Here is a 17,685-nt window from a genome sequence, read left to right on the forward strand (position 1 = left end):
GGTTGATAGTGGACACCGCTGGCAAGCCAGCTAGGTTTGGGCTCAGAAGGAGCACTTTCCATTCGTGGCGGTCGCGAACGCGGTTCGGCTACTGGTCTGCGAGCACGCCTACAGTTTCGCGCCAATCTTGACAAACGCGTCGATCGCGTCGAATCCCGTGACCGCACCTGGACTCACCACTTCGCGCGCCGGGCGTCCCTTCAAGATTTGCTTGACTGGCTTCTCCAGCTTCTTTCCGGTCAGGGTCCGCGGGATCGCCGGAACGGCCGCGATGACATCGGGTACATGGCGAGGCGAGAGGTCGGACCGGAGAGCCGCTCGGATGCGCGCCTGCACAGCCTCGTCCAGTTCGAATCCTGTACCGAGCAGCACGAACAGAACGAGTGTTCCAGCGCCCCCTTCGGAGTCTTCGAGGTGCACCACGAGACTGTCCAGCACTTCCGGCAAATTCTCGACGACGGCGTAGTATTCACCGGTACCGAGCCGAACCCCACCACGGTTCAGGGTCGCGTCCGACCGGCCGTGGATGATGAAGCTCCGACGGTCGGACATGCTGACCCAGTCGCCGTGCCGCCACACACTGGGATAGGTGTCGAAGTACGACTCGAGGTAACGCTGATCGCCCTCGTCGCCCCAAAACTTCACCGGCATCGACGGCATCGGTGCGCGGACGACCAACTCCCCCACCGCACCGACGGTTTCATTACCGTCCTCGTCGTAGGCGGTAACGTCCACGCCCAGCGCCGGCCCGGCGAGTTCACCCCGGTACACCGCCTGCCAGGGACTTCCCGACAGGAAGTTCCCGCAAATGTCGGTACCACCACTGATCGAGTTGACGATCACGTCGGGGCCCAGCTTCTCGTACAGCCAGTCGAATCCTTCCGCGGGAAGCGGCGCGCCGGTAATGCACAACGTGCGCAGGGCGCTGAGGTCGTTGTCCTTCGCCGGCTCCAGCCCAGCCTTTCGACACGCCATCACGTAGGCCGGGCTGGCACCGAACAGGGTCGCGCCTGTATCGGCGATGACCCGCCACTGTTCGGGCAAGTCGGGATAGAGCGGATTGCCGTCGGTCAGCACGATGGTTGCCTTTACCAGCAGGGCGCTGACCAGACAGTTCCAGACCGTCCACGCAGTGGTGGTGGTCCACAGGATGCGGTCGCCGGGCCTGATGTCCAGGTGCAGCGCGTGCGTCTTGAGGTGTTCGAGCAGGATCCCGCCATGTCCGTGCACGATTGCCTTCGGAAGGCCCGTCGTCCCCGAAGAGAACAGGATCCACAAGGGATGGTCGAAGCCAACCTGCTCGAAGCTGAGCGCCTCCGGCTCTCGAGCCAGCAAATCGTCCCATCGGAGGACCTCGTCAGTCCGGTAGTCCCCGTAGTCCACGCCAATGACGTGGCGCACGGTGGGCAGGCCCGCACGGATGGCGTCCAACTCAGCGGCTCTGTCCACCTTCTTGTCGCCGTAGGTGTAGCCCGTGGTCGAGATGAGGACCTTCGGTTCAACCTGAGCCAAACGATCGACAACGCTGCGTGCGCCGAATTCGGGCGGGCAGCATGCCCAGATCGCCCCCAGGGACGCACAAGCGAGAAACGCGACGACCGCCTCCGGGATATTCGGCAGGTAACCCACCACCCGGTCCCCCGCACCGACACCAAGCCCGACCAACGCCGAGCGGATGCGACCGACCTGATCGGCCAGCTCCCCCATGGTGAGCTCGATCGGGCCACGGGTCTGGCAGCGGGCGATGATCGCGACACGGTCCGGGTCCCCGCCAACGTCCAACAGGTGTTCGGCATAGTTCAGCTTGGCACCGGGAAACCACTGCGCGCCGGGCATGTCCGTGGAACCCAGCACGCTCGTGTAACTCCCGCGGATGGAAAAGTAGTCCCAGATCGAAGCCCAGAACTCCTCCGGTTCCGAAACCGACCACTTCCAGAGTTCGTCGTAGTCGGCGAAGGCCCGGCCTCGGGTATCGGCCAGCCATTGTGCGTACTGGCCGATACCGGTGGCACCGAGCGAGGCGAGATCGGGCTCCCGAAGCACGGCCCCGCTGCCTACCGAATTCGCCTCGGAGTTCGACGAGCCCTCAACGGCCAGGCCCGGCGCCGCCCGCCCCGCCCTATCCGCAGCATTGCTCATGGACCGCGCTTCTGACATGGTGTCTGAACCTCGCAATCGTTGGGTTGTGTTGTAGCTGAACTGGGGTAATTTATTTCATGTTATTGGCTCTCATGGCCGGCTTCACTGGAGTCGGCGCGTTGGCCTCCGATCAGCGCGGACAGTTTGTAGAGTCCCTCTACGGCCTCTTCGCCGTAGCCGATTTCCTGAAGGATTTCCCAATTGTGTTCGCCTTGGAGGGCGGGCATCTGAGGGGCAAGCGGGGCGTCGTGCCCGCTGAAGTGCCACGGCGGCCCAGGGATCGTGATCTCGCCGCCTTCGCGATCCGGGACCGCGCGGGTTGCCCCCCAACGCTGCGCCCATTCGGTCTTCGCGAAATCCTTCATGTCTCGAACGGTGCCCGTCGCCAGCTTCGCTTCGTCCAATTGCGCATCGAGGGATGCCATGTCCTCGAAAGTGAGGATCCACCTTTGGACGATCTCGTGCAGGGCATGCAGGTTCTGCTTGCGTAGTGCGGGAGTCAGGAAGCGGGGATCGTCGGCCAGGTCCGGTCGACGCATTACCTTCAGATAGAAATTGAATAGTTGCGTGCCGACCAGAGACATCGGGATGACGAAGGTGTCCCCCTCCGGGCTGGTGAAGAACGGAACCCCCGTGGCGCCCAGAACAGGGGGCTCGGGTCCCAGGTCTGCGTCGGAGAGGTCGTAATGAACTCGTTCGTTCATCGACAAAATGACCGAGGCCATCGCAATGTCGATATACTGCCCCTCACCGGTTGCGTTGCGGTGGTTCAGCGCTGCGAGAACGGCAATGGTCGCATGCAGGCCGGAGTACACGTCGGCGTGCGATAGGGCGTCGGTTTGGAGATCGCCTTCTTCCACGTCGAACTGCCTATGGGTGTTCGTGGTGAACCCCGCTTCGGCCTGGATCGACGGCGCATATGCCATACGACTGCGCCACGAGCCCTTCTGGCCGTAACCACTGATCGATGCGTACACCACATTTGGATTGACCGCCGCGATCGTGTCATAGTCCAGACCGAATGATGCCAGGGTGCCCGGCCTGAAGTTCTCGACGATGACGTCGGCGGTTTCACACAATTTGAGCACGACCGACCGGGACTCCGCGACGTTCAAATCGATGCTCAGGTTGCGCTTGCCGGCATTCTGCTGAGCGTAGTAGCCGCTGACCGCGCCGAAGGCCGGTTGTGCCAGGCGGGAAATATCACCCATCGGTGGTTCGATCTTGATGACGTCCGCGCCGAGATCAACTAGATGCTTCGTACAGTGCGGGCCGGCCAGAACCCGTGAGAAGTCGATGACCCGAAGCCCTTCAAGAGGAAGTGACATCAGTTGCCCCCGAATCGCGCCGCGCCGGGGCCGTTCGTGACCAGCGACCGCAGGCCTTCTTTCAGGTCATTGGACGACCAAATGTCCTTCTGCAATTCGTGCATCGCTTCATCGGCGGCCCGCACGCCCTCGTTGACCGCGACGCTGATGATGCGCTTGGTGGACGCATGGGCCACGGTGGGGCCGTGTGCAAGCTCCTGGGCGATCACGTTGGTCGCATCAACGAGCTGCTCGTCTGGGACCACGCGGTTGATCACATTCCACCGTTCCAGGGTGCGCGCGTCATATCGGCGAGCGAGCAGGGCCATCTCCTTGGCCCGGGCAGCGCCGGCACGCTGGGCGACTCGCTGCATGGCACCCATCAAGGGATTCATCCCGATCGTGGCCTCCACCGAGCCGATCTTCGACGACTCCGTGGCGATGACCAGATCACATGCCAAGGCGGTCTCGAGGCCACCACCAACGCAGACACCGTGGACAGACGCGACGATCGGAAGGGGTGATTCTTCGACCGCCCGCAGTACCTCGGTGAGATCTTGTTCTGGAGAGGCACCGTCCTGTGTGCCTTCAAACAGGGACACGTCGGCACCCGCGCAAAAGTGGCGCAATGAGCTACGCAGGACAACCGCTCGTGCCCCCTGCTCCTGAGCCCACCGAACGCCTTCCACAAGTCCTTCCATCAACGCAGGGTCAAGGAAGTTGTGCGGGCGGTGCTGCATGATCAAATGCGCGACCTGCCCGTCCATCTCATAGATCACTGGACGCGTATCGCCAACCGATAGCTGGCCGGCGGGCTGAGCAGCTTGCACTGCATCACTCTGCGACGTCTCACTCATTGTCGGGTCTCCAATCGCGTTGGCATGGTCGGTGAAAGATCGAGGTCAGATGCGGCGCATCAGCTTGAGCAGCACGTCGACGATCTTTCCGTAGGGTGGGTAGAGCATTTGGACGCCGGTGCGTCCGAAGATGGCTCGCTGGTACATGACCGGCCGGAGGTGTGACATGGCGTCGAATCCCTCGCGTCCGTGGTAGGCGCCGTACCCCGATCCTCCCCGTCCCCCGAAGGGCAGGTCGTTCTGCAGGTAGCCGACCATCAGGTCGTTGACCACGGCACTGCCACTGGCGACGCGAGTCAGCCATTGCCGCTGGCGGTGCTTGCCGTTGCTCAGGACGTAGAGCGCCAATGGTGTTGGCCGAGAGTTCACGAAATTGACCGCGGCGTGGTCGCCGTCGTAGCCGATGATCGGAAGAACAGGCCCGAAGATCTCGTCCTTCATCACCGACGAGTCAGCGGGCGGATTGATGACCATGGTCAGCGGAAGCTGTCGCCGCTCCCGGCCCAATTCGGGATCCTCGACTGTGATCACCTCGAGGTCCAGGGCCTTGGCCTCGGTGATGTAGGCGTTGACCCGGTCGTAGTGTCGTTCATTCAGAATCGCCGTGTAGTCGGGATTTCCGGCGAACTTCGGGTAGAGCTTGTGGGCTGCTCCCCGCGCGGCGATCGCGAACTCCTTCTCCCGCCCACGCGGCACCAGGACGTAGTCCGGCGAGACGCAGACCTGGCCGCCGTTGAGGAGCTTCGCCCACGCCACGTTGGCCGCGGCCCGCTCGATGGGATAGTTCTCGTCGACGATCACCGGGCTCTTGCCGCCGAGTTCGAGGGTTACCGGTGTCAGGTTCTCGGCGGCGGCTTTGGCGACGATCTTGCCGACCTGGGTGGAGCCGGTGAACAGCAGGTGGTCGAACGGCAGCGTGGTGAACTTAGAGGCGACCTCGCCGGCGCCATCGGTGACGGAGAAGACATCGGGGCTGAAGTTCTCCTCGATGAGCCGCTTGAGTACCGCCGAGGTGTGCGGGGTGAACTCACTGACTTTCAGCATGACGCGGTTGCCCGCAGCCAGCGCCGTGGCCGCTGGAATCAATGCGAGGTGTAGCGGGTAGTTCCACGGTGAGACGATACCGACAACTCCGAGGGGGCTTGGCTCGACACGGTTCTTGGCCGGTTTGAACCAGATGGAGACCGACCGCCGACGCGGGGCCATCCAAGATCGAAGGTTGCTCCGCATGTAGCGGATGATGCTGATGGTCCCCACGATTTCGGACATCTCGGTCTCGACCGCGGCCCTGGTGCCGAAGTCCTTGTTGGCGGCCTCGACGAAGAGCAGCCGATTCCGTTCGATGAGGCTCTGTAGCTTGAGAAGGTTTGCCCCGCGCTCGCGCAGCGATGGTGCGGGATTGCGGTCGAACGCGGTGCGTTGCCGCGCGAAGATCTTATCGAGCTCTTCAGAATAGGTGGCCGTTTGCGCATGATCGCTTCGCGGTGGCTTCACCGCGGAGTTACGCGGCCGGGTCGCGGAGTTTGTGCTGTCCTTATTGGTGGTGGTCATCGTCGTTCCTTATCTACTCGTCGAGGTTGGCAATGAGATCCGCCGAGCGGAGTTAGCCCGCACTGGCCCAGGTTGTGCGCCCGCGGGTTGTGTGCGGGTAATATGCGGCGGGCTTGGCGGCAGTGCGCAAGAGCAGGTCCACCGGCATTGCTAGCTTGTTTCTTTCGATATTCCAGACTCGACGCTCACGCGTGATTTTGCGAACCGCGCGCCGGGCCGCGGAATCTGGATTCACACCCCTCATGACGGCTTCTGCGGCGGCTACTGCTGCGGCCGCACCGGAGGCCATTCCGTCCGAGTAGGTCGCCGAGACACCTTGGTGCGCGATCATTTGCAGTTCCAGGGTGCCGGGTGCTGATTGGGGTGCGTTCCAGGGCGAGCCGGGAATGAATCCGGAGTACAGCGTCTCGTCTGGGTCGTCGACGTCCATTCCCAACGCATCGGCGATTCCGTAAAGTTCATCGGTGATGATGTCGAGTTCACGGTGTTTGTCATCTCCGGGAGAAACTTCGACGACGATGATCCCGTAGAAGGTCGAACGGGGTGACAGTGGATCTCCGTACGGGTTGAACAGCCCGACGTCGATCTTCTTGCCGCGGCGCACGCCGGCGAACAGCGCGGCGTTGGTATCGATGTGTCGAAACCCGCCTGGCCTGACCACCAAGGGCGCCTGAACGGCAACCGTGGCCCAATCGACCTGGGGTGCTTCACCGCGGAGAAGTCGCGAGTTATGGCCGGCGTTGACGATCAGGGGCCGCTTGCCGGGTGCGAGGGCGAATGCCTCGTCTCGTGACTTAACCGCCTCGGGCACCTCGATCACACCGCTGCGGTCCATCAGTTCGTAGATCGCAGCCTGCGCCCGGCTGTTTCGGACACCGTAGAACAAGGGACGCGGAGCCCCTCTGTGCCCGCCCATCACGGGTAGGTTCCGGCCGAACTCGAAGGCCCCGCTCGGACCCTTCCTCGTCATGGCCGACAGCAGGCGCGTTCCCACGCCACGGCCGTCGGTGATGTCGCCGTACAACGCATCGACGAAGGCGTACTGCGGCACACCCAACGCATAGCACAAGTAGTCGGTCCCGTGGCCCCGCAGCGTCGCCCCGTCTTTGAGCCGGCGAGATTCCTCGGCACGGGGACCCGCCAGGACGACCTTGCCGTGGAACTGTTCGCTGCGCGCCAACCGGGCCGCCATGACACTGGCCGTGAAGCCCGCGCCGACGATCACCACAGAGTCGTAGTACGGTCCCGACCCGGTTCCGACGGCGCGGTCGACGAGCTTGCCGATGTGGGCGAATCGTCTGACGTCACGCTCGGTCGGGTAGTAGATGCTGCCGTTGTGTTTGATCGTTTCCGAAACCGAAGCGGCGGCAGCCGGTTTCGTCTCATTAATAGCGGTCATAGTGATGCCTTCCTTGGGTGTCGTCGACCTGATGGGAGCGCACGGACCTTCGTTGGCCCAGCTCCGGTGAAACAGCGAGTGCGCCAGCGGACGTGCCGGCTTTGGCGCTGTCCGCCAGTCGAACGGTCCGGGGCCGCCGAATGCGTTCGGTTCGGTCTTCGAGTCGCCCGGGTTGTATCCCGGCAGGTCGCTGTGCTCGCGGACCTGCCATGGGAATCGGCGCATCAGCAGGTCGTATTGGAACCGTGCGCGTCCGTGCAGCTTCAAGTAGTGCCAGAACGCGTGGATGGCGAAGGTGTTGGGCCGCAGCCAGAAACTTGACGCTATGTCGTTCACCGGCTTGGGCGGGCCGACATCGACGGTCGCCGCGACGCTTCCCTCGCCGTCGGCGTAGGTCATCCGCGCCAGTACATGCCCGTCAGAGCTGACGATCTGGCTTTCGCCCGTCATGATCGTCGGGTAGGGGACGCCTGGCAGCCCGGGCATCTTGCAGTCGATCGGACCGACGTGGAATGCCACCGCCGCCGGGGCGCCCACGGCGCGCGCCAGAGCGGACGGGGTATCGGCCGCCCACAGCATGTAGTACTCCTGCTCGCGTTCCCAAAGCCTCCGCAGAACAGGCCAGCCCGGAGGCCCTGGCCAGCAGTCTCCGCCCAGGATCAGCTGGACTCCGCCGTCGCACATGCGCTGTGCGGTGCGGGTGCGCGCGGTCTCAAACCCCATGGCGACGCCGATGCTTCCGAACGGCGTGGAGAATACTCCGTCATCTTCGCCCGGGGTGTAGTAGCAGTACTCCCACATGGACGGCTCGTCCTTGTCGTGGATGTAGGTCGTGCCGTCCGGCTCGGCGATCACATAACTGCCGCGGGGCCGCGTGCCGCGCAATGACACGTACCCACCGCCGACCCAGCATCCATGCTCGCGCGCCATCTTCTTGAGCAACTGATAGGGAGCGCCGTCGATGGGGACCGGTGTCTGTCGTAGCACGGGGTGGTAAACGTTGGGAGTGTTGTAGGCCTCAGGCAGCACCACGACGTCCGGGTGATGTTCGCGGACAGCATCGCGGACGAGCGACTCGACTCGCCGCAGATTCCAATCCTGCTCGGCGAGACGCAGGGCCGGTTGGACCACGGCAATCTTCAGCCGGCGCGTACCGGCTGGGGCGGCAAAGGTGTTCTGCGGGTTCTGGGTCATCGGCCGACCACCTGCACCCCGCGCACGGCGATGCTTTTCACATCATCGTGGACCGACTCCGCAGCACTGCGGCTCAGAGACGCTGCGCGCGCGGGAATGTTGGTGGAAGGCACCTTCGGACGGTCGGTGTCGCCACACGGCCCATGGGCATCGGCCGTAGCGTGTACCGACGCGTCCAGAGGGTCGGGGAACAACGCCATTGCGTCGGGGACGACGCCCAGGTCGGCGAGGATCTGGGTCTCGATGTAGTCCAGCGTCTGGCGCACCGGCGGGCATTGGAGGCTACGACGGCGGCCGTGGCCTTCGCGCAGATAGACAACTACACCGGCACCGTTGTCGACGATGAGATCGAAGGCGCGTTGCAGTTGAGCTCCACAGTCGCATTGAAGAGAACCGAATACGTCGCCAGCTAGGCATTCGGTGTGGATGTGAACGGGAAGATGATCGGTTGCTGTCACATCTCCGCAGACAAGGGCGATGTGCTCACGGCCGTCCGTCTTGTCGCGATAGCCGACAGCCGTGAACTCTCCGCACGGAGCCGGCAATCGCGCTTGCGCTGCCCGGCAGATCAGTGTCTCGGTGCGCCGGCGGTAGGCGGCGAGCTCAGCGATGGTGACGATGGTGATCCCGTGCCTCTCCGCTAAGTCAACGAGTGTCGGCATGCGAGCCATTTCCCCGTCGTCATCGGTGATCTCGCAGATCACCGCGACCGGGTCGAGGCCGGCGAGTTTGACCAAATCGATGGCAGCTTCGGTGTGTCCGACACGCTCGAGTACCCCGCCATCGCGGGCGCCCAGCGGGAATACATGGCCAGGACGCGAGAAGTCCTCCGCACGCGCGTCCGGGTCTGCGAGCGCACGGATAGTCGATGCCCGGTCGCTAGCCGAGATCCCAGTCGTTGTGCCCGAACGCACATCGACGCTCATGTGAAACGCGGTACCGGCAGGGTTGGTGTTGCGGGCACCCATAGGCTCAATCTGCAGTGCGGCCAGCCGCACAGCAGTCATGGGCGCGCAAATCAACCCCCGGCCCTCCGTGGCCATGAAGTGGACGTGGCGGGCGCTGACGTGTTGAGCAGCCATCACGAGGTCGCCTTCGTTTTCGCGGTCGGCCGAATCGACCACGATCACCATCTCTCCTACGCCGATGGCTGCGACAGCGCGCTCGACAGTCCCAGGAAAGGTTTTCATCGTCGTGCACCTGCGAAGTCGAGGACCTGACTGCTGAGCGCCGTCAAGTGTCGGGCGCATTGATCATCGACCACCTGCCCGGCGTCATCAAATATCGTCTGGGCAGAGTTGATCGCAACCCCCAACGGCGTCGGCCAGCCGCGAAGTGCGTGCACGGTTGAACGCAACGACACCAGCGTGGTCGTGGTCGCCTGCCAACCGTATGCGCACACGATGCAACCGATCGCGCGGCCGTCCAGGTACGGCGGTGCGTGGTCGCGGAGATCCTCGACGTAGTCGAGCGCATTCTTAACCAGTCCGGAAATTCCGCCGTGGTAGCCGGGGGTTGCGATGATGACCCCATCGGCCTGCGCGAGAGCGTCCACCAAAGCAATTGCCGCGGGGGTTCTTCCCGAGCGGTCCACCGTGTACATCGGCAGATCGAGTGCCTGTCCTGCGAACAGCTTCGTTCGTGCTCCCTGCCCGGCGGCTGCCGCCAGGGCGTGACGTAGCGCGCGCTCGCTTGAGGAGGACTCGCGCAAGGTGCCGCCGAGTCCGACAATGAGCGGACGCGGATCAGGGGCAGCCTCGTGGCACGAATCGACTGCGACAGACATATCTGCTCGCCTCCAATGCGGATGTGCAGTAGTGCGCGGTGGCCGTGGCAGCGTGTTCGTTAGTTATGCTGCTGTCACCGGCATTTCGCGACCACCTACGGTGGAATTCAGGTCATATCGGCCAAGCTGGGTCAGTGCGGCATCGCGGTGTCGTTTCCGAAGTCACCACTACGTTAGGAACGAGCGGTGGGTGGTCGGTAGGACGAGCGTGCCCAGCCCTGGAACACAAGCGCCAGGATCCTCTTCGCCGACCTGGCCCGAAGACGAGCAGCTGGGCCCGGTCGTCGTCGAGGGAGATGACTCATCGAGCCGAACAGCTTCCGGACCTCATACAGCTCGCTCTCAGAGCACCGGCACACCCCTCCCGCCTGAAAAGGCACATCGCCAGCACGAAATACACCAACACCCGAGCGGGCAGCAGCCGCTTGCGCTGCTCACGGCGCCCCGTGGCGCGGACAGCACATCATCGACCAGCTCCGCAGGGATCGCCTTCGTCAGCACACCGATCGCGATCCGATCCGGCAACCGCTCATCCGACTTGATCTGTCCGGTCTGGACGCCTCGCCATGAGGAGGTCACGCCTGCTGACCGAGGGACCTGGTGTGGGCGCGGCGCTCGCGCGGCCAGCGGCAGGTGGAGACCACGGCGGCATTGTCGCGGGCTCGGGCCCGGCTGAGCCCGGAACCGCTGAAGGCGTTGTTCGCCCGCGCGTTCCCGTCCCGGTGGATACTGAGACCACAGCCGGGGAGTGGTACCACGGCTGACGCTTGGCCGCCGTGGATAGCACGACTTTTGACGTGACAAACCATCCAATGTGGATTGTTTCGGGCGTCCGGGTACTCCCGAGGCAAAGTGAAAGTGTCTATCCGCAAGTGCGGGTGGCCGCGCTGGCCGAGTGCGGCACGTATGCGATCTTCGCCGCAGCCCCTGGCCGCTGGCTACACACGAGACCACACTGGTCCGGCGGCTTTTCCCTTGCTGTCGGCGGGCATGCTGCTGCTGGCCGACCGGGGTTTCCTGAGTTTCAATCTGTGGCGCGAAGCCGCGGCTACCGGAGCTGGCCTGCCCTGGCGGGTCCGGGCCAACGCGGTCCTGCCGGTGATGCGGCAGTAGAGATCTACGGATTCCTGCTCACCCACCACGCCCTACGCCCCTGATCCACGACACCGCCGAAGGCACCGGCATCGATCCTGACCGGATCTCCTTCATGCGAACACCGCGCGTCGTCCGCCGCCAGGTCACCAGCCAGGCGGCTTTCCTGGCACGCCTGAAACAATGACTGACCGCACCCATGACGAGATCCTGCGCCACCTCCTACCCGCCGGCGACAACGCTCCAACCCGCGTGATCAAACGAAAAATGTCCAGCTGGCACCTCAAACGCACCCGCCACACAAATTCTCCACCACCCGAGAACCAGACGATCACCATCGTTCCCGCCACCAAACCCGCCACAACCTGACGCAAACCACCTAAGAAGTCCTAACAGAATGATCTTGGATGTGGTTTGATCTTGAGGTCGTGGTTGGATCGTCTGGTTGGGGTTGGTGTTGGCACAGCGCAGGCCGTGGGAGGTCGAGGACGGGCTCTTGGGCCGGATCGAGCCTTTGTTGCCGGTGGTCGAGCGGCGGTTTCGCAACCCTGGGCGCAAGCGGCTGGACGATCGCAAGGCACTGTGTGGGATCTTGTTCGTGCTGTACACGGGTATGCCGTGGGAGTTCCTTCCGCAGGAGCTCGGGTACGGCTCGGGCATGACTGCTGGCGACGGCTGCGGGACTGGACCGAAGCCGGCGTGTGGCAGCAGTTGCACGAGGTACTGCTGGCCGAGCTGAACGCGGCCGGGCTGATCGACTGGTCACGCGCGGCGGTGGACGGCTCCCATGCCCGAGCGTTAAAAGGGGGCAAAAACCGGCCCCAGCCCAGTAGACCGAGCCAGGACCGGCTCGAAACATCATGTGCTCGTCGACGGCGGCGGAACCCCGCTGGCGGCCACGCTGACCGGCGGACAGCGGCACGACGTCACCCAGCTGATGCCTCTGATCGAAGCCGTCCCACCCGTGCGCGGACGACAAGGCCGCCCACGCAAGCGACCCGAGGTGCTCTACGCCGACCGGGCCTACGACTACGACAAGTACCGCAAACTCGCACGAGCCAAGGGGATCCAACCCCGGTTCGCCGAACGCGGCTCCGGACTCGGCGTGCACCGATACGTCGTCGAACAAACCATCGCGCTGCTGCACTTGTTCCGGCGCCTGCGCGCTCATGACCCCTGGAGTGGTCCTCTGCAGGTGGTGTGGCGTGGGACGCACGCAAGCCTACGAATGCGCGACGGGCGGCTCATAGAACGATTGCGCCACGCCTTGTAGAGGGGTGCCGCCGCCCGCGGGCAGGCAGTCAGGCGAGTCCGTAGGCTTCTCGGTAGTCGCCAGGCGACATCGAGAACTCACGCCGGAATTCCCGTCCGAAGTGGCTGGCATCGCAAAAGCCCCACCAGTGTGCGATTCCGGCAATGGGGTTGTTCGTATTCACCAGGTCTCTCCTGGCCGCTGCCAGGCGGCGCGCGCGGACAATCGATCCGACCGTGTCTCCGGTCGACTCGAAGGCCCGCTGAACGGTCCTCGGAGCAACATTGTGCGCGGCAGCGAGGTCGGCGATGCGGATCGCGCCATCGGCGAGATGGTCGTCGATCCATTGCTCCAGCTGCCGTCGGAACAGCGGCAGCACGTCGCTGTTGCCGAGATCGGCTTGGCCCGCACGGATCAGACTGGCGATGAGGACGAGGACGGCGTTGCGCGCGCCCTCGACCTCCACCGCGGACATCCGCCCGACATGACTGTCCATACGCGCGAGGAAGTCCTGGACAAGGTTGGCCAACGGGCTTCGGGCGGTCTCCAGAAGCAGGCACCCGGGTACACTGGCTCCCGTGTCGAACGGGGCCAGAGCGGCCAGCGGCACCTTGATCGTGCGTTTGGTCACGTGCTGCGGAGTGAGGAATCTTCCCGTGGCACGGGTGCTCATGAGAAGAACCGTCCCTGGCCGGAGAACAACGGTCTCGTCCGGCGTCTCGATGATTTGCCTACCGGCGGAAGCGGCGAAGAGAACCAGCGCGTCATCGTCGCGACGCGCAACGCCACTGCCTCGGATCCCTTCGAGCTGGGGGCACACCCAGTCGGTGATGAGTAGGTCGCCGAGGTCTCGCTCCTGAACCGATCCAAAGCACTCGGCCGGCCCGGTCGGGCGGAGATCCACGCTGAGCAGGCGGTCCCGGACCGCGAGCCGCCAGCGGTCGACGACCTCCTCGGGTGTCGGTACGTCAGCTCGGCGCGCGATTGAATGGGTTACGGTCATGGTCTTGCTCCGGCTTCATTGACGGTGGGCTCGACTCTCAGAGGTGTATTTTGATCCGTTGAACCTCGAGTTACTTGCCCTCAAACGACAAGGATTTGTCCTTGCGTGACATCGATCTCCCCATCCGGGCCTCCATCTTTCGGGGGCTGTCCGCGCTGGTCAGCCAGGCCGGCGGCGTTGGTCCCGAACTCCTCGCGGCGTACGGCTTGGACGAGGCAAAGATTGACCAGGGCGACTCGTTCGTCAGCTTTCGACTCCTCGAGCGTGTTCTCGAGCAAACAGCCAGGCGGTTCGCGCTTGCTGACCTAGGGTTGAGGATGGCGGCTCAGCAGGATGTGCAGATGATCGGACCGCTGGCGATCGCCATGCAGAACTCACGCACGATCGGCGAGGCCATCGAGTGCGCGAAGCGGTACCTGTTCGTCTACAGCCCGGCCCTCACACTCGATGAGACCGAAGATCCGCTTGGAAACCCCGGGGTGGCCGGGCTTCGCTACGCGACCACGACAGGGAACACATCCCCACAGACCATCGACTACGGCATCGGGATCGTTCACCGAATCCTGACACTGGTCAACGGACACACACCCTACGGACTATGGTCGGTGCAACTTCCCCACCCTCGCCTAGCCCCGGAAAGCGTCTATCGGGACTACTTCGGGGCCGAGGTCAGGTTCAACTGTCCGAGCGCGGTGCTGCGCGTCCCGAGCCGCCTGTTCTCGACGCCTATCAGTGGCGGCAACGAGCTGCTTCGCGACATCGCAATGGACTATCTCGATACGCACTTCGGCCATCAGAAAGTGCCGATCTCGGACCTGGTGGCAGCGATCCTCAGCGAGCAGCTCGGATCCGATGGTCCAGACCTGCCGAAAGTCGCCCGCCTGCTGAGTCTCCACCCACGTTCACTGCAGCGCGCCCTCTCCGAGGAGGGCACGACTTTCACCGACGTCGTCGATCACGTTCGCAGAAGTCAGGCCCTGGACTTGATCACAACCACTGACCTGCCGTTCTCGCAGATCGCGGCCAGGCTGGGAATGCACGAACAGTCCAGCCTCACGCGTGCCGTCCGCCGGTGGTTCGGCACGTCACCGTCCAGACTGAGACATGCAGGACAGGAGCCGACAGGCCAATCCGCCTGGATCGAGTGACCATCGCTACGCAGAAGACGATCCTGGCGCTTGTATTCCAGCGCCCGGCGCGCTCGTCCTACCAATCACTCTCCGCTCGTTCCTAACGTCGTACTGACCTCGGCGAAGGCACAGCAATGCCGCACGGATGCCGAGGACCCGCTGGCGCTGCCCGGGACCGCAACTAGCGGGCAGGCATCGTGGATACTGCTACCCGTTCGCCCACCACAGCCAACCCCATTGAACGCGAATACAGGTTGAGAGGGAGTTCATGCCGCTCTATCAGTGTCTCGTCCCGGCCGGGTCGCTCGATGCCGATCGCCATGCTGAGCTGGCGGAAGCAATCACAACCATCCACTCCTCGGTCACCGGAGCGCCCCGGGGACTCGTCCATGTCGTGTTCACCGAATACGAGCCATCGGCGTTCTTTACCGCTGGCAGGCCCAACACGGTTTCAGTGATCAGTGGAGCGATCCGGGCGGGCAGGGATCGTGCGGCGCGAGCCGAACTCTTGACCCGGCTATCCGAGGCTTGGACCGCAATCACGGGCCAGCATCCCCGCAGCCTGGTGGTCGGGCTCAACGAGATCGATCCGACCTCCATCATGGAAGCTGGCCTGATCATGCCCGCTCCCGGTGAAGAGGCGGCTTGGATGGACCGTCACAAGCAGGAGCTCGGGGAGCTTCTGTCAAGCAAGTAACAACCTGTAACAGCCTTAGTACTGCAACGGCACTCGCGTGAGTCGGTAGTGGATCATGGTGGGTGTGGTGCTGGATGTGATCTCGGCGGAGTTGGAGCGGGTGCACGCGCGGATTGCGGGGCGGTTCGTGCGGTCCGAGCCGCGGGCGCGGGTGCGTGAGTACGTGTCGGGCCTGGTCGCGGGCTTGGAACGCAAGAACGGGTGGACGATTGCCGAACAGGCCGGTGAGGTCAGTCCGGACGGGATGCAGCGGCTTTTGCGGCGGGCGGACTGGGACGTTCACGGGGTCCGCGATGACGTACGCGACTACGTCATCGAGCATCTCGGCGAGCCCGACGGGGTATTGATCGTCGACGAGACCGGGTTCCTCAAGAAGGGCACCCGTTCGGCGGGGGTGCAGCGCCAGTACTCCGGCACGGCCGGGCGCACGGAGAACTGCCAGATCGGCACCTTCCTGGCCTACGCCTCTGGGTCCGGGCATGCGTTGATCGACCGGGAGCTGTATCTGCCGAGGTCGTGGACCGACGACCGGGATCGGTGCCGAGCGGCCGGGATACCCGACGACGTCGGTTTTGCCACCAAGCCCGAGCAAGCCCAGTCCATGATCGACCGTGCTGTGCAGGCCGGAGTGCCGTTCGCCTGGGTCACCGGCGACGAGGCCTACGGGCAGCACACTACCTGCGCGACTGGCTCGAGCACCGCGATGTGGCCTACGTGCTGGCCACCAAACGCAACGACACCCTGACCACCACCTCCGGTGACACGCATCGGGCCGATGAGCTCGTCACAGCGCTCTCGCCGGGATCGTGGCGGCGACTCTCGGTCGGAGCCGGCGGGCACGGGCCACGCCTGTATGACTGGGCCCGCCTGCCACTGGGCACGACCTGGCCGGCAGGCCGGGGGCGCTGGCTGCTAGCGCGACGCTCGATCAGCGACCCCAGCGAGATCGCCTACTACGTCGCCTATGGGCCCCGCCGCTCCCGGCTGCTCGACCTGGCCTGGACCGCCGGGTCTCGCTGGCATGTCGAGGAATGCTTCCAGCAAGCCAAAAACGAGGCCGGACTCGACCACTACCAAGCACGTTCTTGGCGAGCCTGGTACGCCCACACCACCCTGTCACTACTCGCCCTCGCGTGGCTAGCCGTCGCGAAAACCCAGGCCATAAAGGGGGAAACCGCGTCAGCAACCAGGGCGTGATCGACTACACCTTAGCAGAGATCCGTCGCCTGTTGATCAATTTCGTCTGGTCCTGGTCACGCTGGCGCCGACGACGCCAACACCAAGCCCGACACTGCCACTACCGACGACGCGGCTACCCACTCTGAGTGCCGTTGCAGTACTAAGCCTCGTCGGTGCGAGCGTCGAGTGGTTCGACTTTTTCCTCTTCGGCACGGCTGCGGCCCTGGTTTTCCCGCGGGCGTACTTTCCGGCCTCGGCCGACCCATTTCTGGCAACGCTGTCGTCGTTCGCGGTTCTCGGTGTGGGATTCCTGGCCCGACCTTTGGGCGGAATCATCTGGGGGCACCTCGGGGACCGCATGGGCCGGAAGGCCACATTCCTAGCGGCGCTGATGACGATGGCGACGGCCAGTGTGCTGATCGGCCTGCTGCCGACCTACGCCGCGACCGGAGTCACCGCACCAATCCTGCTCACCGTGCTCCGCTTCGCCCAGGGGCTCGCAATCGGCGGCCAGTGGGGCGCCGCGGTGTTGCTGGCTACCGAGTTCGCACCGAAGCATCGTCGAGGCTTTTACGGAAGTTTCGCCCAGGTCGGGGTGCCTGTCGGGGTGTTGTTGGGCGTCGTAGCGTTCTTCCTGCTGGGCACCAGCATGACGCCGACGGCGTTCACCAGCTGGGGCTGGCGGGTTCCGTTCTTGCTGAGTGCGGGGCTGGTCGGTGTCGCGATCTACGCGAGAAAGCGGCTGGATGACACGCCCGCCTTCCGAAAGTTACAACTTCTCGCGGCTGAGCTGCCCGCGCGGCGACGGTCCCCCGTGGTCGAGGTGATGCGCCGACACTGGGGCCGGGTGCTGCTGGCGGGTGGCGCTTTCATGGTCATCAATACGGCGTTCTACATCTATTCGACATTCCTGCTCACCTATGGCACCAAGACCGCGCACATCTCGCAGACGACGATGTTGATGGCCACTGCTCGGAGGTCGTGGACGTCGACGGTGAGGGCGTTGCGTCGCACTCGCTGTTCGGTGGCACCTACGACGCCAAGGCGAAGGTCACCCAGGGCACCCCGGTGATCACCGTGCTGCCCGGCAGCATCGAGG

13 protein-coding genes and 3 pseudogenes are annotated in these 17,685 nt (G+C 64.2%); 7 read left to right on the forward strand and 9 right to left on the reverse strand.

Going from position 1 to position 17,685, the window contains the following annotated elements; translation table 11 throughout:
* Positions 1-108: 108 nt before the first annotated feature.
* The 8 genes and pseudogenes from R4I43_RS28580 to R4I43_RS28615 form a co-directional block, all read right to left on the reverse strand.
* Positions 109-2,139 carry an acetoacetate--CoA ligase gene (locus R4I43_RS28580; RefSeq protein WP_324268803.1) on the reverse strand — a complete coding sequence of 677 codons (2,031 nt, stop codon included), beginning with the start codon at positions 2,137-2,139 and terminating at the stop codon, positions 109-111.
* A gap of 80 nt (positions 2,140-2,219) precedes the next feature.
* Positions 2,220-3,467: a CaiB/BaiF CoA transferase family protein gene (locus R4I43_RS28585; protein ID WP_324268804.1), complete on the reverse strand. Its 1,248-nt coding sequence runs from the start codon at positions 3,465-3,467 to the stop codon at positions 2,220-2,222.
* A complete protein-coding gene (locus R4I43_RS28590; RefSeq protein WP_324268805.1) occupies positions 3,467-4,303 on the reverse strand; it encodes an enoyl-CoA hydratase/isomerase family protein in 837 nt (278 codons plus the stop codon). Before R4I43_RS28590 ends, R4I43_RS28585 begins: the two co-directional genes overlap by 1 nt.
* A 45-nt stretch (positions 4,304-4,348) precedes the next feature.
* Positions 4,349-5,854: a coniferyl aldehyde dehydrogenase gene (locus R4I43_RS28595; RefSeq protein WP_324268806.1), complete on the reverse strand. Its 1,506-nt coding sequence runs from the start codon at positions 5,852-5,854 to the stop codon at positions 4,349-4,351.
* Positions 5,855-5,906: 52 nt separating this feature from the next.
* A complete protein-coding gene (locus tag R4I43_RS28600; protein WP_324268807.1) occupies positions 5,907-8,447 on the reverse strand; it encodes a carbon-nitrogen hydrolase family protein in 2,541 nt (846 codons plus the stop codon).
* On the reverse strand, positions 8,444-9,697 hold the full coding sequence (gene ribB / locus R4I43_RS28605; protein WP_324268808.1) for a 3,4-dihydroxy-2-butanone-4-phosphate synthase: 1,254 nt from the start codon (positions 9,695-9,697) through the stop codon (positions 8,444-8,446). Before ribB ends, R4I43_RS28600 begins: the two co-directional genes overlap by 4 nt.
* Positions 9,634-10,233 (reverse strand): NADPH-dependent FMN reductase, encoded by a 600-nt coding sequence (locus R4I43_RS28610; protein WP_324268809.1) that lies wholly within the window; start codon positions 10,231-10,233, stop codon positions 9,634-9,636. Before R4I43_RS28610 ends, ribB begins: the two co-directional genes overlap by 64 nt.
* A 370-nt stretch (positions 10,234-10,603) precedes the next feature.
* Positions 10,604-10,776, reverse strand: a pseudogene (locus R4I43_RS28615) (transposase domain-containing protein); the annotation flags it as partial.
* 447 nt (positions 10,777-11,223) lie between these two features.
* Here R4I43_RS28615 and R4I43_RS28620 point away from each other — a divergent pair.
* From R4I43_RS28620 to R4I43_RS28630, 3 genes and pseudogenes are all read left to right on the forward strand, one after another.
* On the forward strand, positions 11,224-11,346 hold the full coding sequence (locus R4I43_RS28620) for a hypothetical protein (RefSeq protein ID WP_324268810.1): 123 nt from the start codon (positions 11,224-11,226) through the stop codon (positions 11,344-11,346).
* Positions 11,347-11,508: 162 nt separating this feature from the next.
* Entirely contained in the window at positions 11,509-11,694 is a 186-nt protein-coding gene (locus tag R4I43_RS28625; protein WP_324268811.1) for a hypothetical protein, read from the forward strand.
* An 88-nt stretch (positions 11,695-11,782) separates the two neighbouring features.
* Positions 11,783-12,490, forward strand: a pseudogene (locus tag R4I43_RS28630) (IS5 family transposase); the annotation flags it as partial.
* A 136-nt stretch (positions 12,491-12,626) separates the two neighbouring features.
* Here the strand turns inward: R4I43_RS28630 and R4I43_RS28635 are convergent.
* A complete protein-coding gene (locus R4I43_RS28635) occupies positions 12,627-13,580 on the reverse strand; it encodes an AraC family transcriptional regulator (protein ID WP_324268812.1) in 954 nt (317 codons plus the stop codon).
* A gap of 101 nt (positions 13,581-13,681) precedes the next feature.
* On the opposite strand from R4I43_RS28635, the gene R4I43_RS28640 reads away from it, so the two are divergent.
* The 4 genes and pseudogenes from R4I43_RS28640 (at position 13,682) to R4I43_RS28655 (ending at position 17,658) form a co-directional block, all read left to right on the forward strand.
* On the forward strand, positions 13,682-14,728 hold the full coding sequence (locus R4I43_RS28640; protein WP_324268813.1) for an AraC family transcriptional regulator: 1,047 nt from the start codon (positions 13,682-13,684) through the stop codon (positions 14,726-14,728).
* A gap of 250 nt (positions 14,729-14,978) precedes the next feature.
* Positions 14,979-15,407, forward strand: coding sequence for a tautomerase family protein (locus R4I43_RS28645; RefSeq protein WP_324268814.1), 429 nt, complete (start codon positions 14,979-14,981; stop codon positions 15,405-15,407).
* 64 nt (positions 15,408-15,471) lie between these two features.
* A pseudogene (locus tag R4I43_RS28650) lies at positions 15,472-16,604 on the forward strand (IS701 family transposase).
* 124 nt (positions 16,605-16,728) lie between these two features.
* Entirely contained in the window at positions 16,729-17,658 is a 930-nt protein-coding gene (locus R4I43_RS28655) for an MFS transporter (RefSeq protein ID WP_324268817.1), read from the forward strand.
* Positions 17,659-17,685 lie beyond the last annotated feature (27 nt).

Origin of the sequence: Saccharopolyspora mangrovi (genome assembly GCF_035320975.1) — a bacterium.
Lineage (GTDB): Bacteria > Actinomycetota > Actinomycetes > Mycobacteriales > Pseudonocardiaceae > Saccharopolyspora > Saccharopolyspora mangrovi.